24 protein-coding genes are annotated in these 24,689 nt (G+C 73.7%); 12 read left to right on the top strand and 12 right to left on the bottom strand.

Annotated elements, in window-relative coordinates; translation table 11 throughout:
• Positions 1 to 13 precede the first annotated feature (13 nt).
• Positions 14 to 271 (top strand): hypothetical protein, encoded by a 258-nt coding sequence (locus tag ACF1BN_RS29390; protein WP_392334618.1) that lies wholly within the window; start codon positions 14 to 16, stop codon positions 269 to 271.
• Here ACF1BN_RS29390 and ACF1BN_RS29385 read toward each other — a convergent pair.
• The 3 genes from ACF1BN_RS29385 to ACF1BN_RS29375 form a co-directional block, all read right to left on the bottom strand.
• Entirely contained in the window at positions 219 to 983 is a 765-nt protein-coding gene (locus ACF1BN_RS29385; RefSeq protein ID WP_392334617.1) for an SDR family NAD(P)-dependent oxidoreductase, read from the bottom strand. The two genes, ACF1BN_RS29390 and ACF1BN_RS29385, sit on opposite strands and share 53 nt — an antisense overlap.
• A 196-nt stretch (positions 984 to 1,179) precedes the next feature.
• Positions 1,180 to 1,974: an Fpg/Nei family DNA glycosylase gene (locus ACF1BN_RS29380; RefSeq protein WP_392334616.1), complete on the bottom strand. Its 795-nt coding sequence runs from the start codon at positions 1,972 to 1,974 to the stop codon at positions 1,180 to 1,182.
• A gap of 19 nt (positions 1,975 to 1,993) precedes the next feature.
• Positions 1,994 to 6,640: a DEAD/DEAH box helicase gene (locus tag ACF1BN_RS29375; protein ID WP_392334615.1), complete on the bottom strand. Its 4,647-nt coding sequence runs from the start codon at positions 6,638 to 6,640 to the stop codon at positions 1,994 to 1,996.
• A 404-nt stretch (positions 6,641 to 7,044) separates the two neighbouring features.
• Here ACF1BN_RS29375 and ACF1BN_RS29370 point away from each other — a divergent pair, with 404 nt between their 5' ends.
• The 3 genes from ACF1BN_RS29370 to ACF1BN_RS29360 are packed head-to-tail and all read left to right on the top strand — an operon-like array spanning position 7,045 to position 9,060.
• Positions 7,045 to 7,905: an AraC family transcriptional regulator gene (locus tag ACF1BN_RS29370; protein WP_392334614.1), complete on the top strand. Its 861-nt coding sequence runs from the start codon at positions 7,045 to 7,047 to the stop codon at positions 7,903 to 7,905.
• Positions 7,906 to 7,915: 10 nt separating this feature from the next.
• Positions 7,916 to 8,737, top strand: a complete 822-nt coding sequence (locus ACF1BN_RS29365) for an AzlC family ABC transporter permease (RefSeq protein ID WP_392334613.1) — start codon at positions 7,916 to 7,918, stop codon at positions 8,735 to 8,737.
• Complete coding sequence (locus ACF1BN_RS29360; protein WP_392334612.1) at positions 8,734 to 9,060, top strand: AzlD domain-containing protein; 327 nt, start codon at positions 8,734 to 8,736, stop codon at positions 9,058 to 9,060. The genes ACF1BN_RS29365 and ACF1BN_RS29360 overlap by 4 nt, the downstream gene beginning before the upstream one ends.
• 51 nt (positions 9,061 to 9,111) lie before the next feature.
• Here ACF1BN_RS29360 and ACF1BN_RS29355 read toward each other — a convergent pair whose 3' ends face one another.
• Positions 9,112 to 10,062, bottom strand: a complete 951-nt coding sequence (locus ACF1BN_RS29355) for a hypothetical protein (RefSeq protein ID WP_392334611.1) — start codon at positions 10,060 to 10,062, stop codon at positions 9,112 to 9,114.
• A 79-nt stretch (positions 10,063 to 10,141) separates the two neighbouring features.
• Here ACF1BN_RS29355 and ACF1BN_RS29350 point away from each other — a divergent pair, with 79 nt between their 5' ends.
• The 6 genes from ACF1BN_RS29350 (at position 10,142) to recX (ending at position 15,368) form a co-directional block, all read left to right on the top strand.
• Positions 10,142 to 10,336: a DUF3046 domain-containing protein gene (locus ACF1BN_RS29350; RefSeq protein ID WP_376606151.1), complete on the top strand. Its 195-nt coding sequence runs from the start codon at positions 10,142 to 10,144 to the stop codon at positions 10,334 to 10,336.
• Between the two features lie 371 nt (positions 10,337 to 10,707).
• On the top strand, positions 10,708 to 11,844 hold the full coding sequence (locus tag ACF1BN_RS29345) for an AI-2E family transporter (RefSeq protein WP_392334632.1): 1,137 nt from the start codon (positions 10,708 to 10,710) through the stop codon (positions 11,842 to 11,844).
• A 102-nt stretch (positions 11,845 to 11,946) separates the two neighbouring features.
• Entirely contained in the window at positions 11,947 to 12,720 is a 774-nt protein-coding gene (locus tag ACF1BN_RS29340) for an SGNH/GDSL hydrolase family protein (RefSeq protein WP_392334610.1), read from the top strand.
• 147 nt (positions 12,721 to 12,867) lie between these two features.
• Entirely contained in the window at positions 12,868 to 13,464 is a 597-nt protein-coding gene (locus ACF1BN_RS29335; protein WP_392334609.1) for a hypothetical protein, read from the top strand.
• Between the two features lie 196 nt (positions 13,465 to 13,660).
• A complete protein-coding gene (recA, locus tag ACF1BN_RS29330) occupies positions 13,661 to 14,797 on the top strand; it encodes a recombinase RecA (RefSeq protein WP_392334608.1) in 1,137 nt (378 codons plus the stop codon).
• Positions 14,798 to 14,801: 4 nt separating this feature from the next.
• Positions 14,802 to 15,368 (top strand): recombination regulator RecX, encoded by a 567-nt coding sequence (recX, locus tag ACF1BN_RS29325; RefSeq protein ID WP_392334607.1) that lies wholly within the window; start codon positions 14,802 to 14,804, stop codon positions 15,366 to 15,368.
• Positions 15,369 to 15,531: 163 nt separating this feature from the next.
• On the opposite strand, the gene ACF1BN_RS29320 is transcribed toward recX, so the two are convergent.
• From ACF1BN_RS29320 to ACF1BN_RS29285, 8 genes are all read right to left on the bottom strand, one after another.
• The gene (locus ACF1BN_RS29320) at positions 15,532 to 15,945 is read right to left on the bottom strand and encodes a rhodanese-like domain-containing protein (RefSeq protein ID WP_392334606.1); all 414 of its coding nucleotides are present in this window, start codon (positions 15,943 to 15,945) and stop codon (positions 15,532 to 15,534) included.
• Entirely contained in the window at positions 15,942 to 16,487 is a 546-nt protein-coding gene (locus tag ACF1BN_RS29315; RefSeq protein ID WP_392334605.1) for a cysteine dioxygenase, read from the bottom strand. Before ACF1BN_RS29315 ends, ACF1BN_RS29320 begins: the two co-directional genes overlap by 4 nt.
• A gap of 185 nt (positions 16,488 to 16,672) precedes the next feature.
• On the bottom strand, positions 16,673 to 16,744 hold the full coding sequence (locus ACF1BN_RS29310) for a putative leader peptide (RefSeq protein ID WP_350813796.1): 72 nt from the start codon (positions 16,742 to 16,744) through the stop codon (positions 16,673 to 16,675).
• A gap of 47 nt (positions 16,745 to 16,791) precedes the next feature.
• Entirely contained in the window at positions 16,792 to 18,546 is a 1,755-nt protein-coding gene (locus ACF1BN_RS29305) for an FAD-dependent monooxygenase (protein ID WP_392334604.1), read from the bottom strand.
• Positions 18,547 to 18,879: 333 nt separating this feature from the next.
• Entirely contained in the window at positions 18,880 to 19,767 is an 888-nt protein-coding gene (locus tag ACF1BN_RS29300; RefSeq protein WP_392334603.1) for an amino acid ABC transporter permease, read from the bottom strand.
• Positions 19,764 to 20,438, bottom strand: a complete 675-nt coding sequence (locus ACF1BN_RS29295) for an amino acid ABC transporter permease (protein ID WP_392334602.1) — start codon at positions 20,436 to 20,438, stop codon at positions 19,764 to 19,766. The genes ACF1BN_RS29300 and ACF1BN_RS29295 overlap by 4 nt, the downstream gene beginning before the upstream one ends.
• 167 nt (positions 20,439 to 20,605) lie before the next feature.
• Positions 20,606 to 21,427 (bottom strand): glutamate ABC transporter substrate-binding protein, encoded by an 822-nt coding sequence (locus ACF1BN_RS29290; protein WP_392334601.1) that lies wholly within the window; start codon positions 21,425 to 21,427, stop codon positions 20,606 to 20,608.
• A 54-nt stretch (positions 21,428 to 21,481) separates the two neighbouring features.
• Positions 21,482 to 22,267: an amino acid ABC transporter ATP-binding protein gene (locus ACF1BN_RS29285; protein WP_376601693.1), complete on the bottom strand. Its 786-nt coding sequence runs from the start codon at positions 22,265 to 22,267 to the stop codon at positions 21,482 to 21,484.
• Positions 22,268 to 22,529: 262 nt separating this feature from the next.
• Here ACF1BN_RS29285 and ACF1BN_RS29280 point away from each other — a divergent pair, with 262 nt between their 5' ends.
• Together ACF1BN_RS29280 and ACF1BN_RS29275 are read left to right on the top strand one after the other, a co-directional pair.
• Positions 22,530 to 23,258, top strand: a complete 729-nt coding sequence (locus ACF1BN_RS29280; protein ID WP_392334631.1) for a response regulator transcription factor — start codon at positions 22,530 to 22,532, stop codon at positions 23,256 to 23,258.
• Positions 23,259 to 23,276: 18 nt separating this feature from the next.
• Complete coding sequence (locus tag ACF1BN_RS29275; RefSeq protein WP_392334600.1) at positions 23,277 to 24,671, top strand: ATP-binding protein; 1,395 nt, start codon at positions 23,277 to 23,279, stop codon at positions 24,669 to 24,671.
• Positions 24,672 to 24,689 lie beyond the last annotated feature (18 nt).

The raw sequence follows: 24,689 nt of genomic DNA, 5'->3' as shown, positions 1-24,689 counted from the left end.
GCAGGAGGCGGCCATGGTACGGCGACGGGTTCCGCTGGTGACGCTCACGCTGATCGCGGTCGGACTGGTGGCCGGGGGGCTCTGGTGGTGGGCGGTGCTGCGCCTGCTGCTGGTTCCGGGCGAGTCCGGAGCGGTCGAGGGGGCGGTCGCCGCGGGCGGCTGGGGGCTGAGCCTGCTGCCGGTGCACGTGGCCGCCTCCTCCCGCCCGCCCGCGCGTCTCACCAGGGCATGGCGACGCCACCGTTCGGGCGCAGGATCTGGCCCGTCGTGAACGAGGAGGCGTCGCAGGCGAGGTGAAGGACCGCGTGCGCGATGTCGTCCGGTTCGCCGACCCTGCGCAGCGGGGAGTGACGGACCATCGCGGCCTCGGCCTGCTCCTGGGCGGCCGGTTCATGGCGGTCCGTCATGGGGGTGCGCACCCAGCCGGGCGCGACCGCGTTCACCCGGATGCCGTGCGGGCCCGCCTCGACCGCGAGCGTCTTCGTGAGCTGGACGACGGCGGCCTTGGCGACGCTGTAGCAGAGCAGGCCGGGGCTCGCGGTGTCCATCGCGCCCGAGGCCATGGTGACGATGGAGCCCCGGGTGCCGGAGGCGATCATCGAGCGGGCCGCCTCCTGGCAGGCGTGGAGCACGCCCTTGAAGTTCACGGCGAGGACCCGGTCGAGATCCTCCTCCCGGGTCTCCAGGACCGAGCTGGTGTGCATGATCCCGGCGACCGCCGCCATCACGTGCAGGGGGCGGGCCGCGTCCACGGCGGCGGCGAGCGCGGCCCGGTCGGTCACGTCGAGGGGGTGGACGCGGGCCGTGCCGCCCTCGCCGACGATCAGGGCGGCCGTCTCCTCCAGTCCCGGTTCGTCGCGGTCCGCGACGTGCAGGCGCGCGCCCGCCCGGGCGAGGAGGATCGCGCTCGCGCGGCCGATGCCGCTCGCGGCGCCCGTCACGAACGCGGTGCGGCCGGTGAGGTCGTACGCCGGGAGGCTCATGAGGGGACCGTACGGCCGGATCTGACGGGCCGTCAATCCGGCGGGGCGCCGATCCCGGGGAGGGGCGACGGGGGTGTGCTGCTCGGCGGTCGGGGCCCTGCCGGGCGTCGGTGGGTCTGGTGGGTCGAGGGTGGGGTCTTGTCGGTCGGGGGGCCTTGTCGGGCATGGGCGGGCCCCGCCGGCCACCGGTGGGGTCTCACCGGTCGGCGTCGGGGCCCTGCTGGCAGCCCGGGCACCAGTACGTGACCCGGTCGCCCAGCTCCGCCTTGCGGACGGCGGCGCCGCACCGCAGACAGGGGCGGCCCGCGCGGCCGTACACGTGCAGCGGTGTGCGGGGGCGGCGGGTCGTCGTGGTGCGCCGGTCCGGGTGGTCCTTGTTCGCCTCCAGAAGGCGATGGGCGGTCGCCACCAGGCGGGGCGGCACGTCGGGCGCCAGCTCCCCGACCGGCAGCCACGGGGTGACGGCCGCGAGGAACGCCAGCTCCGACTTGTACACGTTCCCGATGCCGGCGAGGTTGCGCTGGTCGAGCAGGGCCTCGCCGAGCGGACGGGCCGGGTCGGCGAGGAGCCGGCGCACCGCCTCCTCCGGATCCCAGTCCGGGCCGAGGAGGTCGGGGCCGAGATGGCCCACCGCGCCGGCCTCCTCGGCGGTACGGATCAGCTCCAGGACCGGCAGACGGTAGCCGTACGCGGTGTACCGGTCGTTCCCGAGGATCGCGCGGATCTGGTGCTCGGGGCCGCCGCGCGGGCGCTCCCCGGTCGCGTACAGCCGCCACGCCCCGTCCATCCGCAGGTGCGAGTGGAGGGTGAGCCCGCCGGCGATACGGGTCAGGAGGTGCTTGCCGCGCGGGGTGACGTCCAGCACCTTCCGGCCCGTGAGGTCGGCGGTCGCGAAGCGCGGCACCCGTAGATCCGCCCGGGTCAGGACCCGCCCGGCCAGCGCCTCGTGCAGCCGGCGGGCGGCCTGCCAGATCGTGTCTCCTTCGGGCATCGGCGATCCTCCGCGGTGGTCAGGCCCTCAGACGGAGGCCGCGGGGAGTGGCCACGAAGCCCGCCGCCTCCAGGGGCCGGGACAGGGGGGAGGTCAGGGCCGTCGCGCCGTTGATCCGCTCCACCGTGACCGTCCCCAGCGCGCCCGCCCGGGCGGCGTCGGCCAGCGCTCCGGCCGCCGCCGCCAGGGCCGGATCGTCCGGTTCCATCGGCCAGGACAGCACCGTCTTGCCGCCGCGCTCCACGTACAGCGTCAGCTCGCCGTCGACCAGGACCACCAGCGCACCCGCCTTGCGGCCCGGCTTGTGTCCGGCGCCGGTCGGCGGCTCGGGCCAGGGCAGCGCCGCCCCGTACGCGCTCGCCGGGTCGGCGGCGGCCAGGACCACCGCGCGCGGGCCTGTCCCCGCCTCGGCGCCCCGGTCCCGGGCGGTCGCCGCCGCCCGCAGCCGGTCCACGGCCCCGTCCATCGCGAACTGGGCCGCGCCGAGTCCCTCCACCACATAGCCCCGCCGGGCCTGGCCGCTTTCCTCGAAGGCGGACAGGATCCGGTAGACGGCCGAGAAACCGCCCTCCACCCCCTCGGCGGCGACGGCACCGCGGGTCACCACACCGTGCCGGTCCAGCAGAGTGCGGGCGAGCGCGTGCGCCCGGTGCGTCGGCTCCGGCTCGGGGGGCGGCAGCAGCGCCCAGCGGCCCGAGACCGTCGGCGGGCCCGAGCGGGACGCCGGACGGGTGGCGCCCAGCGTCCCGAACCGGCCGCGCGGCACCGTGCGGCGCGCCCGGTGGGCGGTGGAGCCGGCCGTGCGGCCCGAACCGAGGAGGGAGCGAAGCGGCGCCAGGGTGTCGTTGGTGAGCCGGCCCGACCAGGCCAGGTCCCACAGGGCGTCGGCGAGCTGGGGGTCGGTGGCGTCCGGGTGGGTGGTGATCCGGACCTGATCGGCGATCTGGCGGAAGAACAGGCCGTACCCGCCGGAGAGCGCCGTCAGGACCGACTCGTGGAGCGCGGTGAGCTCCAGCGGGTGCGGCGGGGGCAGCAGCAGCGGGGCCGCGTCCGCCAGATAGAGCGAGACCCAGCCGTCCTTGCCGGGCAGCGAGCCCGCACCGGCCCAGACGACCTCGCCGGTGGTGGTCAGCTCGTCGAGCATCGCCGGCGCGTAGCCCCCGACCCGGGAAGGCAGGACCAGCTTCTCCAGCGCCGAGGCCGGCACGGGCGCCCCCTGGAGCTGCTCCACCGCCCGGGCCAGCCCGTCGATCCCGCGCAGGCTGTTGCCGCCGAGGTGCTGCCACTGGGGCAGGAAGGTGGCCAGCGCCGCCGGGGGCACCGGCTCCAGCTCGTGCCGCAGGGCCGCCAGGGAGCGGCGGCGCAGCCGGCGCAGGACGGCCGCGTCGCACCACTCCTGCCCGATGCCCGAGGGATGGAACTCGCCCTGCACGACCCGGCCGGCCGCGGCGAGGCGCTGGAGGGCGCCGTCGGTGACGGCCGCGCCCAGACCGAAACGGGCGGCCGCCTGCGAGGAGGTGAAGGGGCCGTGGGTGCGGGCGAACCGGGCGAGGAGGTCGCCGAGGGGGTCCTTGACCGGCTCGGTGAACGCCTCCGGGACGCCGACCGGCAGCGCGGTGCCGAGGGCGTCCCGCAGCCGGCCCGCGTCCTCGATCGCCGCCCAGTGGTCGGCACCCCCGATCCGCACCGCGATCGCCCGGCGGGCCCGGGCCAGCTCGCGCACCCAGTCCTCCTCGGCGCCGCGCGCGGCCAGCTCCGCGTCGGTCAGCGGACCGAGGACCCGCAGCAGGTCGGCGACGCCCTCCAGGTCCTTGATCCGCCGGTCCTCGGTGAGCCACTGGAGCTCCCGCTCCAGCTCCGTCAGCACCTCCGGGTCGAGCAGCTCGCGCAGCTCCGCCTGGCCCAGCAGCTCCGCGAGGAGCCGGGAGTCCAGGGAGAGCGCGGCCGCCCGGCGCTCGGCGAGCGGGGAGTCCCCCTCGTACAGGAACTGCGCCACGTAGCCGAAGAGCAGCGAGCGGGCGAAGGGCGAGGGCTCGGGGGTGGTGACCTCGACGAGGCGGACCCGACGGGCCTCGACGTCCCCCATCAGCTCGATCAGACCGGGGACGTCGAAGACGTCCTGGAGGCATTCGCGGACGGCCTCCAGGACGATCGGGAACGAGCCGAACTCGCTCGCCACCTGGAGCAGCTGCGAGGCCCGCTGCCGCTGCTGCCACAACGGGGTCCGCTTCCCGGGGTTCCGCTTCGGCAGCAGCAGGGCACGCGCGGCGCACTCACGGAACCGGGAGGCGAACAGCGCCGAGCCGCCCACCTGATCGGTGACGATCTGCGCGACCTCGCCCTTGTCGAACAGCGTGTCCGCCGCCCCGACCGGCGCCTGGTCGGCGTCGTACGCCGTGTCCTGGTGGCGGCCCGGGTCGACCGGCTCGTGGTCCAGCAGGTCGAGCCCCATGTCGAGGCCCATCAGGTCGGCGTCCGGGAGCCGCAGCACGATGCCGTCGTCCGCGTGCATCACCTGCGCGTCCATGCCGTACCGCTCGGCGAGCCGGGCGCCCAGCGCCAGCGCCCACGGCGCGTGGACCTGCGCCCCGAACGGGGAATGGACGACGACCCGCCAGTCGCCCAGCTCGTCGCGGAACCGCTCCACCAGGATCGTCCGGTCGTCCGGCACGTGCCCGCACGCCTCGCGCTGCTCCCGCAGATACGAGAGGACGTTGTCCGCGGCCCAGGCGTCCAGGCCCGCCGACACCAGCCGCAGCCGGGCGTCCTCCTCGCCGAGCGCCCCCAGCTCGCGCAGGAACGCGCCCACCGCGCGGCCCAGTTCGAGCGGCCTGCCCAGCTGGTCGCCCTTCCAGAACGGCAGCCGGCCCGGCACCCCCGGCGCGGGCGAGACGAGGACCCGGTCGCGGGTGATGTCCTCGATCCGCCAGGACGTGGTGCCCAGCGTGAAGACGTCGCCGACCCGCGACTCGTACACCATCTCCTCGTCGAGCTCGCCGACCCGGCCACCGCCCTTCTTCGGGTCCGCGCCGGCCAGGAACACTCCGAACAGGCCCCGGTCCGGGATGGTGCCGCCGGAGGTGACCGCGAGCCGCTGCGCGCCCGGACGGCCGGTCACCGTGCCCGCGACCCGGTCCCACACCACGCGCGGGCGCAGCTCGGCGAACGCGTCCGAGGGGTAGCGGCCCGCGAGCATGTCCAGCACGCCCGTGAAGGCCGATTCCGGGAGGGAGGCGAAGGGGGCGGCGCGGCGGACCACCGTCAGCAGGTCGTCCACCTGCCAGGTGTCGAGGGCGACCATCGCCACCAGCTGCTGCGCCAGCACGTCCAGCGGATTCGCGGGGATCCGCATCGACTCGATCGAGCCCGACCGCATCCGCTCCGTGACCACGGCCGCCTGCACCAGGTCGCCCCGGTACTTGGGGAACACCACGCCCGTGGAGACCGCGCCGACCTGGTGCCCCGCGCGGCCCACGCGCTGGAGCCCGGAAGCCACCGAGGGCGGCGACTCGACCTGGACGACGAGGTCCACCGCGCCCATGTCGATGCCGAGCTCCAGGCTGGAGGTGGCGACCACTGCGGGCAGCCGGCCCGCCTTCAGGTCCTCCTCGACCTGGGCCCGCTGCTCCTTGGAGACCGAGCCGTGGTGGGCGCGGGCGAGCAGCGGCGGCGCGCCCTTCGCCGCGCCCGACTGGGCCATGATCTCGGCGGGCGGGGCGTCCTCCGGAGCGGGCTCCCCGGTCGCCCGCTCGTAGGCGATCTCGTTGAGCCGGTTGCAGAGCCGCTCGGCGAGGCGCCGGGAGTTGGCGAAGACGATGGTGGAGCGGTGGGCCTGGACGAGGTCGGCGATCCGCTCCTCGACCTGCGGCCAGATCGACGGCTTGTCCCCGCCGTCCTTGCCCTCGGAGGCGGGGGAGCCGCCCAGCTCGCCCATGTCCTCCACGGGCACGACGACGGAGAGGTCGAACTCCTTGCCCGACGGCGGCTGCACGATCTCCACCTGGCGGCCGGGCGAGAGGAAACGGGCGACCTCGTCGACCGGGCGGACCGTGGCCGACAGGCCGATCCTGCGCGCGGGGCGGGGCAGCAGCTCGTCGAGCCGCTCCAGGGTGAGGGCCAGGTGCGCGCCGCGCTTGGTGCCGGCGACCGCGTGGACCTCGTCCAGGATGACCGTCTCCACCCCGGCCAGCGCCTCCCGGGTGGCCGAGGTCAGCATGAGGAAGAGCGACTCGGGCGTGGTGATCAGGATGTCCGGCGGCTTGGTGGCGAGGGCGCGGCGCTCGGCGGGCGGGGTGTCCCCGGAGCGGATGCCGACCCGTACGTCCGGCTCGGGCAGACCGAGCCGGACGGATTCCTGGCGGATGCCGGTCAGGGGTGAGCGGAGGTTCCGCTCCACGTCCACCGCGAGCGCCTTCAGCGGGGAGATGTAGAGCACCCGGCAGCGCTTCTTCGGGTCGGCCGGGGCCGGGGCGGACGCCAGCCGGTCCAGGGAGGCCAGGAAGGCGGCCAGGGTCTTGCCCGAGCCGGTCGGAGCCACGACGAGCACGTCGGAACCCGCGCCGATGGCCCGCCAGGCACCTTCCTGGGCGGCTGTGGGCGCGGTGAAGGCCCCGGTGAACCACCCGCGGGTGGCCGGGGAGAAGTCTTCGAGTGCGGACGTGACCATGCTCCCCATCGTGCACCCCGGCACCGACAAGCGCTCGGACCTGTGGACAACCCGGCGTCGGCGGGGCGTGGGCCCGCAGTCGGCCGGGCGTCGGCCGGGCGTCGGCCGGGCGTCGGTCCCGCTCCGGGCTTCCCGCCCCGGGGCCGGATCAGGCCCTGCCTGGTCCCTGGTCGCTGGTCCTTGTCCTGGCTCCGGTCCGGTCCTGGCTCCTGGCCTACTCGGCTCCGGCTCCTGGCCCACCCGGCTCCGGATCCTGGCCTACCCCGCCCCGGCCCGGGTCCGGCCCCGGACCCGCCCCAGCTCTGTCCCGAGGCCGTCCCGTTCCCCGCTGGATCTGTCCGCACCCGTTCTGACCTGTGGACACCCGGTCGTCGCCCCGGCCCGGGTCGGCGCAGAATGGAGGCATGGCGAGGGGCGAGCGGGCACGGTACTGGCAGTACGCCGAGCTGCCTGGTGTGGACCTGCTGCACGCCCACTACATAGAGAAGACGTTCTCCCGGCACACCCATGAGAGCTTCGTCTACGCCGCCATCACCGAGGGCGTCGAGGCGTTCCACTACAAGAACGACCTCGTCCGGGCCGGGCCGGGCCAGATCGCCCTGGTGAACCCGGACACCCCGCACACCGGGTACGCCGGCACACCCGAGGGCTGGACCTACCGCACGATCTACCCGGACGCGGAGCTGATCCGGTCCATCGCCGCCGACGTCCTCGCCGTCCGCGGCCCGGTCGGCTTCACACAGCCCGTCGTCGACGACCCCCACGCCGCCGAGCTCGTCATCGGCGTGCACCGGGCCGCCGAGGAGGGCAACGCGCTCGCCGCGGACAGCCTGCTGCGCCTGGTCACCGCGCGGATGCTGCGCAGTCACGGCGGCCGGCTGCGCCCGCTCACGCCCCGTAGCGCGGGCGCCAGGGACGCGGCACGCGCGCGTGCCGTCCTGGAGGAGCGGATGGCGGAGCCGCCCACCCTGGAACGGCTCGCCGCCGACCTCGGCACCAGCCCGTTCGCCCTGCTGCGCGCCTTCCGTACCGAGTACGGCATGCCGCCGCACACCTGGCTCACCGACGCGCGCGTGCGGCGGGCCCGGCGGCTGCTGGACACCGGGACGCCACCGGCCGAGGCCGCCGTCGCCGTCGGCTTCACGGACCAGCCGCACCTGAACCGGCACTTCACCCGCAGTGTCGGCGTCCCGCCCGGGGCCTACCAGCGTGCCCGGGGCCTGGTGCGCAAGAACGTACAAGACGGGCCGCCGGCCGCTCCGTAACGTCGGGGGCGTGGCAGAACAGACAGCACACCCCGCCACGCGGGACATACGTGAGGACCCGCCCGCCGGTACGACCGGGAGCGGCGGGACCGGGGCCGTCGGCGCCCTGGGGGCCGAGCCCCGGAAGGCCGACGCGGCCGTGGTCAGGGACGCGCTCGGCGTCGGCGTCGCCGTCGGGCTCTCCGGCTTCGCCTTCGGCGTCACCTCGGCGGGCGCCGGGCTGACCCTCCTCCAGACCTGCGTGCTCAGCCTGCTCGTCTTCACGGGCGCCTCGCAGTTCGCCCTCGTCGGCGCCCTCGCCGGCGGCGGGAACCCGTTCACGGCCGCCGCCGGCGCCTTCTTCCTGGGCACCCGCAACGCCTTCTACGGGCTGCGCCTCTCCCAGCTCCTCGCCCTGCCGAGGGCCGTGAAGCCGTTCGCCGCGCAGTGGGTCATCGACGAGACCACGGCCGTCGCGCTCGCGCAGCCGGACCGGCGCTCCGCCCGGATCGGCTTCACGGTCACCGGGCTGACCCTGTACGTCCTGTGGAACCTCACCACGCTGCTCGGGGCGCTCGGCGCCGAGGCCATCGGGGACACCGCCGCCTGGGGTCTCGACGCCGCCGGTCCCGCCGTCTTTCTCGCCCTGCTCGCCCCGATGCTGAGGACCGCGACCGAGCGGGCCACGGCCGGGATCGCCGTCGTCCTCGGCCTGGGCCTGCTGCCCGTCCTCCCGGCCGGCGTGCCGGTGCTCGTCGCGGCGCTCGCCGCCCCGGCCGTCCTCTGGTTCCAGGGACGCCGGGCCCAGGAGCGGGACGGGAAGAAGGACGAGGACACGGAGGCCGCCCGATGAACGCGCTGAACACCACCCAGGTCTGGATCGCGATCGGTCTCACCGTCGTCGGCTGCTACCTGGTCAAGCTGACCGGCCTGCTGGTGCCGGCCCAGACGCTGGAGCGTCCGCTGGTGCAGCGGCTCGCCGCGCTCCTCCCGGTCGCCCTGCTCGCGGCGCTCACCGCCCAGCAGACCTTCGGCACGGGCACCGCCCTGACGCTCGACGCCCGGGCCGCCGGCGTCGCCGCCGCCGCACTCGCCCTCGTCCTGCGCGCCCCCTTCCTGGTCGTGGTGGGGGCCGCCGTCGCCGTGACCGCGGGCGTGCGGGCCCTGGGCGGCTGAACCGCGGGGCCGAGCACCCGATCCCGGTCCACGCGCGCGCGTGGACCGGGATCAGTCGTCCAGCGGACGCCCGTACGCCCGCAGGGTGCGCAGGGCCTCGATGGTGACGATCGGCCGCCACTCCAGCTCCGATCCCGGCGCCCAGGCCCGCCACCGGATCGGCCAGCCGCCGTCCTCGGCCTGCTCGGCCGCGAGGAAGTCCAGCGAGCGGGCCACCTCCTCGTCCGTGAACCAGCCGCGGGCGAGCGAGTCCGGCACGCGCGCGTAGTCATGCGGAAAGTGCAGCTCGCCGGGCGCGTACCCGTCGGCCACCGGGAAGTCCTCCGGCCGGCCCGGATCCAGCACGGCGAGGCCCTGCTCGCGCACCAGCCGACCGAGCCGGTCGGCCGCCGCCTGGGCGCGCGGCCGGTCCGGCGCGGAGTCGAGGAACGCCACCGCCGCCTGCACCTCGTAGGGGTGCGACTTCCCCAGCGACTCCACCGCCGCCCAGCAGAACTCGGTGGCGCGGAACAGCCAGGCGTGCCAGACCTGGTTGCGATGGAGGGTGCCGACGACCGGGCCCGTCGACAGCAGCTCCCCGGGCGGGTCGTCCACCACCGGGACGAAGGGCGCGGACGGGTAGCCGCGCTGCGAGGGGTGGATCGCGGGCAGCGCCCCCTCGTGCGTGGAGACCGCCGTCAGATAGCGGCAGACGCGCTCCACCCGCAGCCCGCCGCAGCGGCCGATCGAGTCCAGGACCCGCAGCGCGTGGGCGGTGTGCAGGGGTTGGCTGACCGGGCCCCGCAGGTCGGGTTCGAGCCCGTGGCCGTAACCGCCGTCCTCGTCGAGGTACGCGGTCAGGGCGGCCTCCACCGGGTCCGCGCCGCCGCGCAGGAAGTGGTAGGCGAAACGGCGCTGTTCGAGCACGCGGGCCGTCAGCCAGACGAACCGCTCGGCGCGGGCCAGCGGAGATCCGGGTGCAGCCGGGGGAGCGGGCGGTGAGGAGAGGGGTTTTTCGGCCATGTTCCGACGGTAGGGCGGAACCGCGCGGTGACAAGCCCCGGCGGGCTGGCTGCACTCTTGGGAGCGGGATACTGGGGTCATGCGGTTGACGATTTTCTGGGAGCGGATGGCCGATCACTTCGGCTCCGGGTACGCGGACTCCTTCGCGCGCGACCACGTCCTGTCCGAACTGGGCGGCCGGACCGTGCGCGAGGCGCTGGACGCCGGCTGGGAGGCGAAGGACGTGTGGCGGGTGGTCTGCGCCGCCATGGACGTGCCGGCGGAGAAGCGCTGAGCGGGTCCGGCGACAAGCGCTGAGCGGTTCCGGCGACAACTGTCGTGCGCGCTCCGGCGCCCAGTCCGAGCAGGTCCGGCGACACGTGCCGAGAGCGCTCCGGCGGGGAGCGCCGGGCGCGCCCCGCCGGCGATCCGCCAGGGCCTGGACGGATCGCCCGCCGGGTGCGCGAGACTGGCGGGGTGGCCCCGACTGACGACACCGAGAAGACCACCCAGAAGACACCGGCGACGCCCGCCGCGCCGGCCGCGGCGCCCGTCGCCGCCCGGAGCGCGGCGACCGAGGCGAGCGCGTCGCCCGGCGTCGCGGCGGACCCCGGCGGACAGCCGCCCTCCGACGGTGTCGTGACCACCGCCGCGGCCGGGGCGCGGATGCCGCGCTGGCTGCCTCGCGCGATGGTCCTCGCGCTCGCCCTCTACTCCTGTTTCCTGCTGGGCGACTGGGCCTTCCACCAACTCGTCGGCCTGCTCGTCAACATCCTGCTCGCCTTCTTCCTCGCGCTCGCCATCGAACCGGCCGTCGGCCGCATGGCGGCGCGCGGGATGCGCCGGGGGCTCGCCACCTTCCTCGTCTTCTTCGGCGTCCTGGCCGTCGGCATCGGCTTCGTCGTGCTGCTCGGCTCGATGCTCGCCGGGCAGATCGTCGACATGGTCGAGAACTTCCCCAAGTACCTCGACTCGCTCATCAACTGGATCAACGAGACCTTCCACACGGAGCTCTCCCGGGTCGAGGTCCAGGACAACATCCTCAAGTCGGACTGGCTGCAGAAGTACGTGCAGAACAGCGCCACCGGGGTCCTCGACGTCTCCGCGACCGTCCTCGGCGGGCTCTTCCGGCTGCTGACGATCTTCCTCTTCGCCTTCTACTTCGCCGCCGACGGACCCCGGCTCCGCCGCGCGCTCTGCTCCGTCCTGCCCCCCGAGCGCCAGGCCGAGGTGCTGCGCGCCTGGGAGATCGCGGTCGACAAGACCGGCGGCTACCTCTACTCGCGCGGCCTCATGGCCCTCATCTCCGGCGTCGCCCACTTCGTGCTCCTGGAGATCCTGGAGGTGCCCTACGCCCCCGCCCTCGCGGTCTGGGTCGGCCTGGTCTCGCAGTTCATCCCCACCATCGGCACCTACCTGGCCGGCGCGCTGCCGATGCTGATCGCCTTCACCGTGAACCCCTGGTACGCGCTGTGGGTGCTCTGCTTCGTCGTGGTCTACCAGCAGTTCGAGAACTACGTCCTCCAGCCCAAGCTCACCTCCAAGACGGTCGACATCCACCCGGCGGTGGCCTTCGGCTCGGTGATCGCGGGCACCGCCCTGCTGGGCGCGGTCGGCGCGCTGATCGCGATCCCCGCCGTGGCGACCCTCCAGGCGTTCCTGGGGGCGTACGTGAAGCGGTACGACGTGACGGACGACCCCCGGGTGCACGGCCACCGGCGGTACGGCGAGGCGGTCGTGGCCCGGCTCCAGAAGGCCCTGCACCACAAGAAGGAGAGCTCGGGGGAGTCCGGGGACGCCTGAACCGGCGGGCACCCCCGAATCGGTCCCGGAACCCGCCCCGCTCCCTCTATACTCAAAAAATTGAATAGGTGGCGTGTGGGGTACGGGAGAGGTGGCCGACAGATGGACGCGGCGGGATACCGGCGGTACGTGGCTCTCGGGGACAGCCAGACCGAGGGCGTCGGTGACGGCGACGACCGGACCGGGCTGCGCGGCTGGGCCGACCGGCTCGCCGAGCACCTCGCCCGGGCGGACCCCGGCGTCCGGTACGCCAATCTCGCCGTACGGGGCCGCCTGGCCCGCGCGGTGCGCGAGGAGCAGCTCCCCGCGGCCCTCGCGCTCCGGCCCGACCTCGCCACCGTCGTCGCCGGCGTGAACGACCTGCTCCGGCCGGGCTTCGACGCGGACGAGACCGCGGGGCACCTGGAAGCCGCCTTCGCTGCCCTGACCGCCCAGGGGGCCCGGGTGGCGACCGTCACCTTCCCCGACGTCGGCCGCATCACCCCGCTGGCCCGCCCCCTGGCGCCCCGCGTCCACGCCCTCAACGACCGGATCCGGGAGGCCGCCCGCCGGCACGGCGTGACCGTCGCGGAGACCGCCCACCACGACGTGGTCACCGACGCCCGGCTGTGGAGCGCCGACCGGCTCCACGCCTCGCCGCTCGGGCACGCCCGCATCGCCGCGGCCGTCGCCGAGGCCCTGGCCCTGCCGGGCAGCGACGACGCCTGGACCAGGCCGCTGCCGCCCCGACCGGTCCCGACCGGCCTGCGCGCCGCCGCCGGCGAGGTCGTCTGGGCCGGATCCTTCCTCGGGCCGTGGATCGGGCGCCGCCTGCGCGGACGGTCGTCCGGCGACGGGCGCGCCGCCAAGCGCCCGGACCTCCTGCCCATGGGGTGAGCGGGACGGCAAGTACCCCGCCGGTCAACGCACCGGGTCGGGTTCAGTCGTCTGAAGGTCGTTTCCGGCGATCCGCCGGAAGTCGTCCGATCAGCCTCCTACCGTACGGACTGACCGCGCCGACGCGGTCCGACGAGGAGGAAGCCCGTGTCATCGTCCTGCGACCCCCGCCACGCCCCCGCCGGCGACGTGGACGGCGCGCTCATGGTGATCGACTCCCGGCTCAAGGCCGTGCACGACGGCAGGTCCGGGGCCGACCCCGAACAGCAGAAGCTGCTGGACCAGCTCACCGCGTCCCTGGACCTGCAAGGCGTCCACGACCTGCTCGACGGCGCCTGCACGCTCGTCTTCATGTTCATGAAATGGCTGCGGGGCGTCCACGAGGAGCACGACAAGGATGTCATCGAGTACGTCGTCCCCAGTCTCGTCGCCACGCTGCGCATGATGCCCCGCAGCGTCAGCCCCGAGGCGATCCCCACCATGACCGGCCTGGTGGTCGCGGCGGGCACCGGCCTGAGCCCCAGCCTCTGGCGGCGCCAGTACGGGGACTGGACGAAGGAGGAGATGACCGCGCTGGAGGCCACCGCGCTGCTGCTGGCCGAGCACATCAACCGGATCGCCGGCGACCGCGACTTCGCCACCCGCATGATCGGCGAGACGCTCTCCCGTGCCGAAGGCGAGGCGGCGGCAGGGCCGGGCGGGGGCCCGGGATTCGACCCCGGCTGGGACGAGGACGGTGACTAGGGGTTGTCCACAGGGAGCGCGTGGCGCGCTTGACACGAAAATCGAACATCCATTCTGATGAAGGTTCCGGCCCTTGGAATCGCGGGCATCTCGGCGAGTTGTCCACAGGTCGGAGAGACGCGGGGGCCCATTGTCAGTGGCAGGGGTTAGCGTCTTTCACATGAAGCGATCGACTCAAGCACCCCGGGTGGAACCCATGGCAGGAACCGACCGCGAGAAGGCGCTCGACGCCGCGCTCGCACAGATTGAACGCCAATTCGGCAAGGGCGCCGTGATGCGCATGGGCGACCGCACCCAGGAGCCGATCGAGGTGATCCCCACCGGATCGACCGCCCTCGACGTCGCCCTCGGCGTCGGTGGTCTGCCGCGTGGCCGTGTCGTGGAGATCTACGGCCCGGAGTCCTCCGGCAAGACGACCCTGACCCTGCACGCCGTGGCCAACGCGCAGAAGGCCGGCGGACAGGTCGCCTTCGTCGACGCCGAGCACGCCCTCGACCCCGAGTACGCCCGCAAGCTGGGCGTCGACATCGACAACCTCATCCTGTCCCAGCCGGACAACGGCGAGCAGGCCCTCGAGATCGTCGACATGCTGGTCCGCTCCGGCGCCCTCGACCTCATCGTCATCGACTCCGTCGCCGCGCTCGTCCCGCGCGCGGAGATCGAGGGCGAGATGGGCGACTCCCACGTCGGTCTCCAGGCCCGACTGATGAGCCAGGCCCTCCGGAAGATCACCAGCGCCCTCAACCAGTCCAAGACCACCGCGATCTTCATCAACCAGCTCCGCGAGAAGATCGGTGTGATGTTCGGCTCGCCGGAGACCACGACCGGTGGCCGCGCGCTCAAGTTCTACGCCTCGGTGCGCATCGACATCCGCCGCATCGAGACCCTCAAGGACGGCACGGAGGCGGTCGGCAACCGCACCCGCTGCAAGGTCGTGAAGAACAAGGTCGCCCCGCCGTTCAAGCAGGCCGAGTTCGACATCCTCTACGGCCAGGGCATCAGCCGCGAGGGCGGCCTGATCGACATGGGCGTGGAGCACGGCTTCGTCCGCAAGGCCGGCGCCTGGTACACGTACGAGGGCGACCAGCTCGGCCAGGGCAAGGAGAACGCCCGCAACTTCCTTAAGGACAACCCCGACCTCGCCGACGAGATCGAGAAGAAGATCAAGGAGAAGCTGGGCGTCGGCGTCCGTCCCGAGGCCGCGAAGGCCGAGCCGGAGACCGAGACGGCGGGCGCGGCGGACACGGCCGTCGCGGACGACGCCAAGGCCGTCCCGGCCACGGCGGCCAAGACCGCCAAGGCGACCAAGGCGGCCACCGTGGCCAAGAGCTGAACCGGTGACCGGTCGCACCGAATGGCCGGGTGACAGCCCCGACTCGTCGAGGGCCGAGAAGGAGCTGTCACCCCAGGATCCGGCTGAGCGGGCGCGGGCGATCTGCCTGCGCCTGCTCACCGGAACCCCCCGCACGCGCAAGCAGCTGGCCGATGCGCTGCGCAAGCGGGAGATCCCCGACGACATCGCCGAGGAGGTCCTCGCCCGCTTCGAGGACGTCGGCCTCATCGACGACGCGGCCTTCGCGGGCGCCTGGGTGGAGTCCCGCCACCACGGCCGGGGCCTCGCCCGCCGGGCCCTCGCCCGCGAGCTGCGGACCAAGGGCGTCGACCCCGGCCTCGTGCAGGAGGCCGTCGGCCGGCTGGACTCCGAGCAGGAGGAGGCCACCGCCCGAGAGCTGGTGGCGCGCAAGCTCCGTGCCACCCGCGGCCTCGACCGCGACCGCCGGCTCAGACGGCTCGCCGGCATGCTCGCCCGTAAGGGGTACCCGGAAGGCATGGCCCTGCGGGTGGTCCGCCAGGCCCTGGAGGAAGAGGGCGAGTCCACGGACGGCCTGGAGGAGGGCTACTAGCCCCGCCCTCGGAAGGCCGTGGTGGACCTTCCTCCCGGGGCCGAGGCAGGGAGCGGACCCGGGACCGAGGCCGGGAGCGGACCCGGCTCCGAGGACGGGAGCGGACCCGGCTCCGAGGGCGCCGACGGCCTCGCGGGCGGCGCGCCGGGAGCCGGGCGGGCTGTCAGAGGGCCGCCCGGCCGGCGGGGAGGAGGACCGGGAGGCCCGCCTCCTTCCAGGCCTGGAAGCCGCCGACGAGGTCCGTCGCCCGGCGCAGACCCAGGCGACGGAGAGACTCCGCGGCCAGCGAGGAGGCGTAGCCCTCGTTGCAGAAGACGATCACCCGGAGGTCGTGTCCGGTCGCCCGGGGGGAGCGGTGGTTGCCCAGCGGATCGAGCCGCCACTCCAGTTCGTTCCGCTCCACGACCAGCGCGCCCGGGACCAGGCCGTCCCGATCGCGCAGAGCCGCGTATCGGGTGTCGACCAGGAGCGCCGCGCCCGTCTCGTACTCCTCGTACGCGGTGCGGGCGTCGACCCGGTCGAGGCCGGACCGCACCCGCTCCAGAAGTTCGTCGATGCCGACATGGGTCTCGCTCACTGCCAGTCCTCCGGACGCTCGACGTGCTCCAGACGCAGCACCGCGCCCGTCCGGCTGAAGCGCCGGATCAGCGGGAGCGGCGGGTAGTAGGCGTGCACCGACACCGCGTGGGTGTCGGTGGAGAGGTTCAGCACCTCGTGGAGGTGGTCGCGGCCGAAGGCGCGGCCGTCGCCCGCGTCGAGCCGGCGGGAGCGGTCCAGGCCCTCGGCCAGCTCCAGGGTCTTCCAGCCGCCCGCCGGGAGGCGGACGGCGAGCGCGTGCTCGGTGAGGCTGCCCCGGGCGGTGGCGAAGGCGCCGAAGGACTCGGCGTGGTCGTGCCAGCCGGTGCCGGTGCCGGGCGGCCAGCCGATGAGCCACGCCTCACTGCCGCCGGGGCCGTCCAGACGTACCCAGGTCCGGCCCTCCGGGTCGAGCGGCAGGGAGTCGACGAGGGCCTGGTCGGCGGCGGTGCGGCGGGCGAAGTCGAGCAGTTCGGCGGCGGTCGGCGGACCGGGGACCGCCCGGGTGGTGACGGGGGAGGGGGTGACAGAAGTCGCGGGCACGGGTGACCGTCCTGGAGTTCGCTGGGTGCGCGCCGCGCCGGAGGACCGGCAGAGACCCCACCGGGATACCGGCGGGAGACCCGGAGGGCGCCGGGAGACCCGGAGGACGCCGGGGACACCGCGCCGGACACATGGATCCCGGGCAGGGTGGGCACGGCGGGGCGCGCGGGGGAAGGGAAGCGAGTTCAGAAGGACGGGCGACACACGCAGCCCGCGTAGCGGATCAGGTCCATATGGACCCTCCGCCACAGGCGCACATCGGTGTCGGTCACGTTCCGGAGTACACCACGCGCGCCCGCGCGAATCAATGGACGTCCGCAGTCCGGTCGCGCCCGACGGACGCCTCCGCCGGTGCCGGGACCTCGGCGGACACCCCTGCGGCGGCCCGCTCGCGGGAGCCGGAGCCGCCGGGCGGAGCGGTCTCCTCCGGCGCGGCGGCGGTCTCGGTCTCCTCGGGGGCGTTGCCCCGGGCGGCTTCCGCGGCCGCGCGCAGTTCCTCCGCGCGGACGCCGGCGAAGGCGGCGACCAGATGCCCGTCGGGGCGGATCAGCAGCACTGCGTGGGCGGGAGCGCCCGGGTAGGCGTCGGTCACCAGCACCTCCGACGCCACCGGCAGCGCCTCGGCCGCTTCTTCCAGACGGGGCATCAGACCGGCGGTCCGCCAGTGCCGGCGCTCCCACACCCCGGAGCCGGGGGCGACGAGCAGGACGGGGAAGCGGGCCTGTCCGAGCCGGTCCCGCAGCCGTACCGTCGTGTCGTCGGGAGCCGTCACCCGGACGTCCTCGACGGGGGCGCCGATCGGCGTGCCCACCGGGATCATGCCCTCGTCGAAGGGCGCGGCGAGCGGCGAGTGCGGATAGGCAGGGGAGGCGCCGAGCGGCCCCCGGCCCAGGTGGCCGTCGGTCAGCAGGGCGTCGTGGCCGCGCAGCACGCCCGGCAGATAGGCGCGCAGCCCTCCGCCGCCGCGCAGCACGGGCAGGGCCTGGTCGGCCGCGCGCAGCCGTGCGGCGATCGCCGTGCGGCGCTCGCTCTGGTAGCTGTCGAGCAGCGCGTCCGGGGCCGCGCGGTGCCAGGTGAGGGCGAGCTTCCAGGCCAGGTTGTCGATGTCCCGCAGGCCCTCGTCGAGGCCCTGGGTGCCGATCGCGCCCAGCAGATGGGCCGCGTCCCCGGCGAGCAGCACCCGGTCGACGCGCCAGCGGCGGGCGAGTCGGTGGTGCAGCGTGTGGACGCCGGTGTCGAGGAGCTCGTACGGGGGAGTCATGCCCTCGCACCAGCCGGCCAGGGTCTCGCGGATGCGGGTCACGAGCGCGTCCGGGGTGACGAGCTCGCCGCGCGGCGGCAGCAGCCAGTCGATCCGCCAGACGCCGTCGGGCAGCGGACGGGCGGTGACCTCCTCGCCGACCCCGCGCCATGGCGGCTGACGGTACGACAGGGCCTCGCCTGGCCAGGGGAGTTCGGTACGCAGGGCGGCGACCGCGTGCCGTTCGACGGCGGTGCGGCCGGGGAAGCGGACGCCGAGCAGCTTGCGGACGGTCGAGCGGGCGCCGTCGCAGCCGACGAGGTGGCTGCCCCGCCACCAGGTGCCGTCCGGGCCGCGGGTGTGCGCGGTGACCCCGGTCCGGTCCTGCTCGACGGTGTCCAGGCGGGAGTCGGTGACGAGCCGGACCAGCGGCTCGCGGGCGACGGCGTCGCGCAGCCCGCGGGCCAGCGCGTGCTGCGGGATGTGCAGGGGGGCGGCCGGCGCGGCGGGGGCCGCCGGGTCCTCGGACCACTCCTCCGTACCGCCGAGCCCCAGGTCGAAGGCGACCTGGCGGACGGGTCGGCGGCGTTGCATCCCGCGCCAGCCGACCCAGCGCAGCCCCTCGTCGCGGACGGTCGCGCAGCCCAGCCGCTCGACCAGTCCCGCCGTGTCGGCGCGCAGCACGACGGTCCGCGCCGGTCGCGGGTCCTCCTTGCCGGAGGTCTCGTCGAGGACGACGCTGGGCACACCTTGCGCGGCGAGCGCGAGGGAGAGCGCGAGGCCGACCGGCCCCGCGCCCACGATGATCACCGGGTCCACGGCGCGGCTCCAAAAGGCCGGAAAGTCACGGGGGCAGCACAGTCGAGTGTGGCACGAGCCCGGTGCTTGATCACAGACCGTATGCAACCCAGTCAGGGTGTTTTGCGTCAAGTGACGCGATGGGTGTGGTGCGGCGGACCTCGGGCCGGAGCCCTTCCCGACCGCTCGGAGCGACCTCCGGGGCCGCTTCCGGCCCCACCAGGACCTCCGGCCCCGCCGCTCTCCCCGGAAGCAGGCGGTCCGGGGAAGAACGACGGGGCCGGAAGTGGACGGGCACGGAACTTCGGGGGAACCGTGCCCGTCGGATGGCGGTCGGGGGCAGGAGGGCTTCGGTCAGCCGCCCGTGCCCGCCGCGCCCGCCTCGACGTTCACAACCGGGGCCACGTCCTTCACCGCGCCCGCCTTGCGGCCCTGGCGCAGGCGGCGCTCCAGCCGGGCGGCGAGGTGGGTGATGACCGCGTTGAGCACGATGAAGATCAGCGCGATGACGGTGAAGGTGGCGATCGTGTTCGCGCCGTAGTTCGCGGTGATCTGCCGGTTCTGGCTGAGCAGTTCGCCGAAGCCGAGCATCGCGCCGCCGAGCGCGGTGTCCTTCACGATGACGACGAGCTGGCTGACCAGGGCCGGCAGCATGACCGTGACCGCCTGGGGCAGCAGCACGTACAGCATCGTCTGGCCCTTGCGCATGCCGAGCGCCACGGCCGCGTCGCCCTGCCCCCGGGGGAGCGAGAGGACACCGGCGCGGACGACCTCGGCGATCACGGAGGCGTTGTAGAGCACCAGGCCGGTGACGACCGCGTAGAGGGGGCGGAAGTCGGAGCTGACCGGGGTGTACGCCGCATAGACCGCGCTGGCGAACATCATCAGGAGGAGCACCGGGATGGCCCGGAAGAACTCCACCACGGCCCCGACGGGCACACGGACCCATCGGTGGTCGGAGAGCCGGCCGATGCCGAGCGCCGCACCGAGCGGCAGGGCGATCAGGATGGAGAGGGCGGCGGCCTTCAGGGTTTCGGTCAGACCGGGGATCAGATATGTCGTCCAGACCTGCGAGTCCGTGACGAACGGGCTCCACTTCTCGACCGCGAGCTGGTTCTTCTCCGCAAGGGCGGAGAGCACCCAGTAGGCCACCAGCCCCATGACCGCGAGGAAGACGATCGTGTAGAGGACATTGCGACGCTTGGCCTTGGGGCCGGGGACGTCGTAGAGGACGGAGCTCATCGCTTCACCGCCAGTCGCTTGGCCGCCCAGCCCAGGAAGAGGCCGGTGGGGAGGGTCAGGACGATGAAGCCGAAGGCGAAGAGGGCGAAGATCACGAAGAGTGCGTCCGCCTCGTTCTCGATCATTCCCTTCATCAGGAACGCGGCTTCGGCGGCGCTGATCGCCGCCGCCACCGTGGTGTTCTTGGTGAGGGCGATGAGGACGTTGGCGAGCGGAGTGATCGCGGCGCGGAACGCCTGCGGCAGCACCACCACGGTCAGCACCTGCGTGAAGCTCATTCCCAGCGCCCGGGCGGCCTCGGCCTGGCCCGACGGCACGGTGTTGATGCCCGAGCGCAGCGCCTCGCAGACGAAGGTGCCGGTGTAGGCGGTGAGGCCGAGGATCGCGAGGCGGAAGCCGATCGACTCGAAGTCCTCGCCGCCGAGCGTCACCCCGAGGGTCTGGTCGAGGACGAGGGAGCAGGCCACGATGACGACCGTCAGCGGCGTGTTGCGGACGAGGTTCACGTACGCGGTGCCGAAGGACCGCATCAGCGGGACCGGGCTGACCCGCATCGCGACCAGGGCGGTGCCCCAGATCAGCGAGCCGATGGCCGAGTAGAGGGCGAGCTGCGCCGTCACCCAGAAGGCGCCGAGCAGGTCGTACTGCCCGGAATCAAGAAAGTCGAACACGATGCCCCGCGCTCTCCCTGGTGGTCGGTGGGTCGGACGGCCGGCCTCCGCGCGGGCGGTGGCCGGCGGGCGGACGGCCGCCACCGTACGGAGGCGGGGCGGCCGTCACGGCCGGGTCGCGAGCGGGGTGGGTTGGGGCTCCACGGCCGCTCGCGCGCGGGGACGGGTCAGCCCGCGATCTTCGGCGCCGGCTCGTTCTTGTAGCCGGACGGGCCGAAGTGCTGCTTCACGAGCTTGTCCCAGGTGCCGTCGGACACCATCTTCTCCAGGGCCTTGTTGATCTTGCCCTTGAGCTCGGTGTCGCCCTTCTTGAGGCCGATGCCGTAGTTCTCGTCGCTCATGGAGAGGCCGGCGAGCTTGAACTTGCCCTGGTGCTCCTTCTGCGAGGCGTAGCCCGCGAGGATGGAGGCATCCGTGGTGAGGGCGTCGACGCGCTTGTTCTCCAGGCCGGTCAGGCACTCGGAGTAGCCGCCGAGCTGCTGGAGGTCGGCCTGCGGGGCCAGCTTCTCCTTGACGTTCTGCGCGGAGGTCGAGCCGGTGACCGAGCAGAGCTTCTTGGAGTTGAGGTCCTCGACCTTGGTGATCGAGGAGTCGTCGGCGCGGACCAGCAGGTCCTGGTGGGTCAGGAAGTACGGACCCGCGAAGTCGACCTCCTTGAGGCGCTTCTCGTTGATCGAGTAGCTCGCCACGACGAACTTGACGTCGCCGTTCTTGATGAGGTTCTCGCGCTCGGCCGACGGGGCCTGCTTCCAGGTGATCTTGTCGTCGGCGAAGCCCAGCTCCTTGGCGACGTAGCGGGCGACGTCGACGTCGAAACCGGCGTACGAGCCGTCCGGGGTCTTCAGGCCGAGACCCGGCTGGTCGAACTTGATGCCGATGGTGATCTTGTCACCGTTGCTGCCGGAGTCCGAGCCGCTGCCGCAGGCGGTGGCGGTCAGGGCGAGGACGACGGCGGCCGCGGCGGCCGCGGAGGCGTTGCGAAGCTTCATGGGTGAACGTCCCTTGGGTAGCGTTGAGTTGCGAAGACTAGGTCGTCGACTCGCTCAGTGGTGCAGGATTTTGGAGAGGAAGTCCTTGGCCCGGTCGCTCCGCGGGTTGCTGAAGAACTCCTCAGGGGTGGCCTGTTCGACGATCCTGCCGTCGGCCATGAAGACGACCCGGTCGGCCGCGGAGCGGGCGAAGCCCATCTCGTGCGTCACGACCACCATCGTCATGCCTTCCCGGGCCAGCTGCTGCATGACCTCCAGGACCTCGTTGATCATCTCGGGGTCCAGGGCCGAGGTGGGCTCGTCGAAGAGCATCACCTTCGGGTCCATGGCGAGCGCGCGGGCGATCGCCACACGCTGCTGCTGGCCGCCGGAGAGCTGCGCCGGGTACTTCTCGGCCTGCGCGGCCACGCCCACCCGGTCCAGCAGGGTGCGGGCCTTGGCCTCCGCCGCCTTCTTCTCCGTGCCGCGGACCTTGATCTGACCCAGCATCACGTTCTCGAGCACGGTCTTGTGCGCGAAGAGATTGAAGGACTGGAAGACCATGCCGACGTCCGACCGCAGCCGGGCCAGCTCCTTGCCCTCCGCGGGCAGCGGCTTCCCGTCGATCGTGATCGTGCCCGCGTCGATCGTCTCCAGGCGGTTGATCGTGCGGCACAGCGTCGACTTGCCGGAACCCGACGGCCCGATGACGACGACGACTTCGCCGCGGCCGATCGTGAGGTCGATGTCCTGCAGCACGTGCAGCGCGCCGAAGTGCTTGTTCACTCCGGACAGGACGACCAGATCCTCCTGCGGCCCGGGGGAGACCTCGTTGTCCTTGGACACTGCCACTCCGCTCATCGGCCTCTTGCTCCGTCCTCCTCGGTTGGGAGGACACTAGAGACACGTTCGGATGACCGTCATCACATCTGAGCGGAAATTGAGGATAACGATAAGGCCACGGGCGGACACCCTGTGTGAAGGTGACCTGCGGCGCCGTACCGGGTGGATAACGGAAGCGGACGGTCCGCCGGGGGACACTTGACTGCGACGTCGCCGATCGGCGTTCATGAACGTTCATGCCCCGGTCCGGGGCGCCCCCGGCGAACGAGAGGAGAAGACCATGCGACTGCTGCTCGTCGAGGACGACGACCACGTGGCCGCGGCCCTCTCCGCGATCCTCGCCAAGCACGGCTTCGCCGTCACCCACGCCCGCAACGGCGAGGAGGCCCTCCAGGCCGTCCTCCCGACCGCGCAGGGCGAGCGGCCCTCGTACGGCGTGATCCTGCTCGACCTCGGCCTCCCCGACCAGGACGGCTACCAGGTCTGCGCCCGCATCCGGAAGCTCACCGCCACCCCGGTGATCATGGTGACCGCCCGCAGCGACGTGCGCTCCCGGATCCACGGCCTCAATCTCGGCGCCGACGACTACGTCGTCAAGCCCTACGACACCGGCGAACTGCTCGCCCGCATCCACGCCGTCTCCCGGCGCCGCGCCGCCGCGTCCGCCCCGGCCGACGACAGCGCGGGCGGTACGGGCTCCGCCGCCGAGGCCGCCGTGCTGCACCTCGGCGCCGTCGCCGTGGAGCTGCCCACCCGGCGCGTCAGCGTCGACGGCGAGCCCGTCGCGCTGACCCGCAAGGAGTTCGACCTGCTCGCCCTCCTCGCCCGGCGGCCCGGTGTCGTCTTCCGCCGCGAGCAGATCATCTCCGATGTCTGGCAGACCAGTTGGGAGGGGACCGGCCGCACCCTGGAGGTGCACGTCGCCTCGCTCCGCTCCAAGCTGCGGATGCCCGCCCTGATCGAGACCGTGCGGGGCGTCGGCTACCGCCTGGTCGTCCCGGCCGCGTAACCCCCGGCCGCCCCGCCCGTGCGCACCCGACTCCTCCCCCTGCTCATCGTCCTGATGGCGGGGGTCCTGCTCGCCCTCGGCTTCCCGCTCGCCGCAGCCCTCGCCGCCGCCCAGCAGCAGCGGGTCGTCGTGGACCGCCTGGACGACGCCGCGCGCTTCGCCGCCCTCGCCCAGTTCGTCGGCGACCCCACGGACGGCGGCGACGAACGCCGGACCACCCTCGGCGGCGAGCTCGACAGCTACCACGACGTGTACGACATCCGGGCCGGCGTCTTCTACCGCGACAACCGTGTCATGGCCGCCGCCCCCAACGGCTTCATCGTCCCCTACGAGGGGGAGGGCCGCCGCGCCTTCAAGGAGGCCCTGCTCGGCCGCCGCAGCCACGACCCGCCGCAGGTCTGGCCCTGGCAGTCGCACGCCCGCCTGATCATGGCCTCCCCCGTCGTCCGGGACGGGGACGTCGTCGCCGTCGTCGTCACGGACTCGCCGACCGGCGAGCTCCGCGCCCGGATCCTCCGCGGCTGGCTGGTGATCTTCGCCGGCGAGGCCGCCGCCATGCTCCTCGCCGTCGGCGCGGCCGTACGCCTCACCGGCTGGGTGCTGCGCCCGGTCCGCGTGCTGGACGGCGTCACCCACGACATCGCCACCGGACGGATGAACTCCCGGGTCGCCGAGGCCGGCGGGCCACCCGAACTGCGCCGCCTCGCCCGCTCGTTCAACGAGATGGCCGACCACGTCGAGGAATCCCTCGAACAGCAGCGGGCGTTCGTCGCCGACGCCTCCCACCAGCTCCGCAACCCGCTCGCCGCGCTGCTCCTCCGCATCGAACTGCTCGCCCTCGAACTCCCCGAGGGGAACGAGGAGATCGCCTCCGTGCGGACCGAGGGCAAGCGGCTCGCGCGGGTCCTCGACGACCTCCTCGACCTGGCCCTCGCCGAGCACGCCGCCGCCGACCTGAGGCTCACCGACGTGGGCGCCCTCACCGCCGAGCGGATCGCCTCCTGGCGGCCGGTCGCCGACGACAAGGGCGTCCGGCTGGTGGGGGAGTGCGGGGCGGCGACCGGCTGGGCGGACCCGGTGGCCCTCTCCAGCGCCCTCGACGCGGTCGTCGACAACGCGCTGAAGTTCACGCCGGAGGGCGAGCGCGTCACCGTACGGGTCCTGCCCGGCAAGGGCGTGGTGGAGGTCGTCGTCACCGACCTCGGTCCCGGCCTCACCGAGGAGGAGCTGGGCCGGGTCGGCGACCGCTTCTGGCGCGCCGGACGCCACCAGAACGTCAAGGGCTCGGGACTCGGCCTCTCCATCGCCCGGGTGCTGCTCACCGCCGCCGGCGGCGGAATCTCCTTCGCCCCGAACGAGCCCCGCGGGCTGCGGGTGACGGTCACCGTGCCGCGGTACGCGCCCACCGAGTGACGATCACCGCCGCCAGCC

This window comes from Streptomyces sp. NPDC014861 (assembly GCF_043081625.1).
In the GTDB taxonomy this organism is placed as follows: domain Bacteria; phylum Actinomycetota; class Actinomycetes; order Streptomycetales; family Streptomycetaceae; genus Streptomyces.
Note: the sequence above shows the minus strand (reverse complement) of the source record. Positions and strands in the feature narration are given on the sequence as shown.

Excerpts from the sequence above, each read along its gene's own strand:
- ACF1BN_RS29370 (WP_392334614.1), top strand. The coding sequence starts at position 7,045 with ATGGCGAGGGGCGAGCGGGCACGGTACTGGCAGTACGCCGAGCTGCCT.
- ACF1BN_RS29300 (WP_392334603.1), bottom strand. The coding sequence starts at position 19,767 with ATGAGCTCCGTCCTCTACGACGTCCCCGGCCCCAAGGCCAAGCGTCGC.
- ACF1BN_RS29350 (WP_376606151.1), top strand. The coding sequence starts at position 10,142 with ATGCGGTTGACGATTTTCTGGGAGCGGATGGCCGATCACTTCGGCTCC.
- ACF1BN_RS29290 (WP_392334601.1), bottom strand. The coding sequence starts at position 21,427 with ATGAAGCTTCGCAACGCCTCCGCGGCCGCCGCGGCCGCCGTCGTCCTC.
- ACF1BN_RS29390 (WP_392334618.1), top strand. The coding sequence starts at position 14 with ATGGTACGGCGACGGGTTCCGCTGGTGACGCTCACGCTGATCGCGGTC.
- recA (WP_392334608.1), top strand. The coding sequence starts at position 13,661 with ATGGCAGGAACCGACCGCGAGAAGGCGCTCGACGCCGCGCTCGCACAG.
- ACF1BN_RS29380 (WP_392334616.1), bottom strand. The coding sequence starts at position 1,974 with ATGCCCGAAGGAGACACGATCTGGCAGGCCGCCCGCCGGCTGCACGAG.
- ACF1BN_RS29355 (WP_392334611.1), bottom strand. The coding sequence starts at position 10,062 with ATGGCCGAAAAACCCCTCTCCTCACCGCCCGCTCCCCCGGCTGCACCC.
- ACF1BN_RS29340 (WP_392334610.1), top strand. The coding sequence starts at position 11,947 with ATGGACGCGGCGGGATACCGGCGGTACGTGGCTCTCGGGGACAGCCAG.
- ACF1BN_RS29280 (WP_392334631.1), top strand. The coding sequence starts at position 22,530 with ATGCGACTGCTGCTCGTCGAGGACGACGACCACGTGGCCGCGGCCCTC.
- ACF1BN_RS29360 (WP_392334612.1), top strand. The coding sequence starts at position 8,734 with ATGAACGCGCTGAACACCACCCAGGTCTGGATCGCGATCGGTCTCACC.
- ACF1BN_RS29285 (WP_376601693.1), bottom strand. The coding sequence starts at position 22,267 with ATGAGCGGAGTGGCAGTGTCCAAGGACAACGAGGTCTCCCCCGGGCCG.
- ACF1BN_RS29375 (WP_392334615.1), bottom strand. The coding sequence starts at position 6,640 with ATGGTCACGTCCGCACTCGAAGACTTCTCCCCGGCCACCCGCGGGTGG.
- ACF1BN_RS29385 (WP_392334617.1), bottom strand. The coding sequence starts at position 983 with ATGAGCCTCCCGGCGTACGACCTCACCGGCCGCACCGCGTTCGTGACG.
- ACF1BN_RS29345 (WP_392334632.1), top strand. The coding sequence starts at position 10,708 with ATGCCGCGCTGGCTGCCTCGCGCGATGGTCCTCGCGCTCGCCCTCTAC.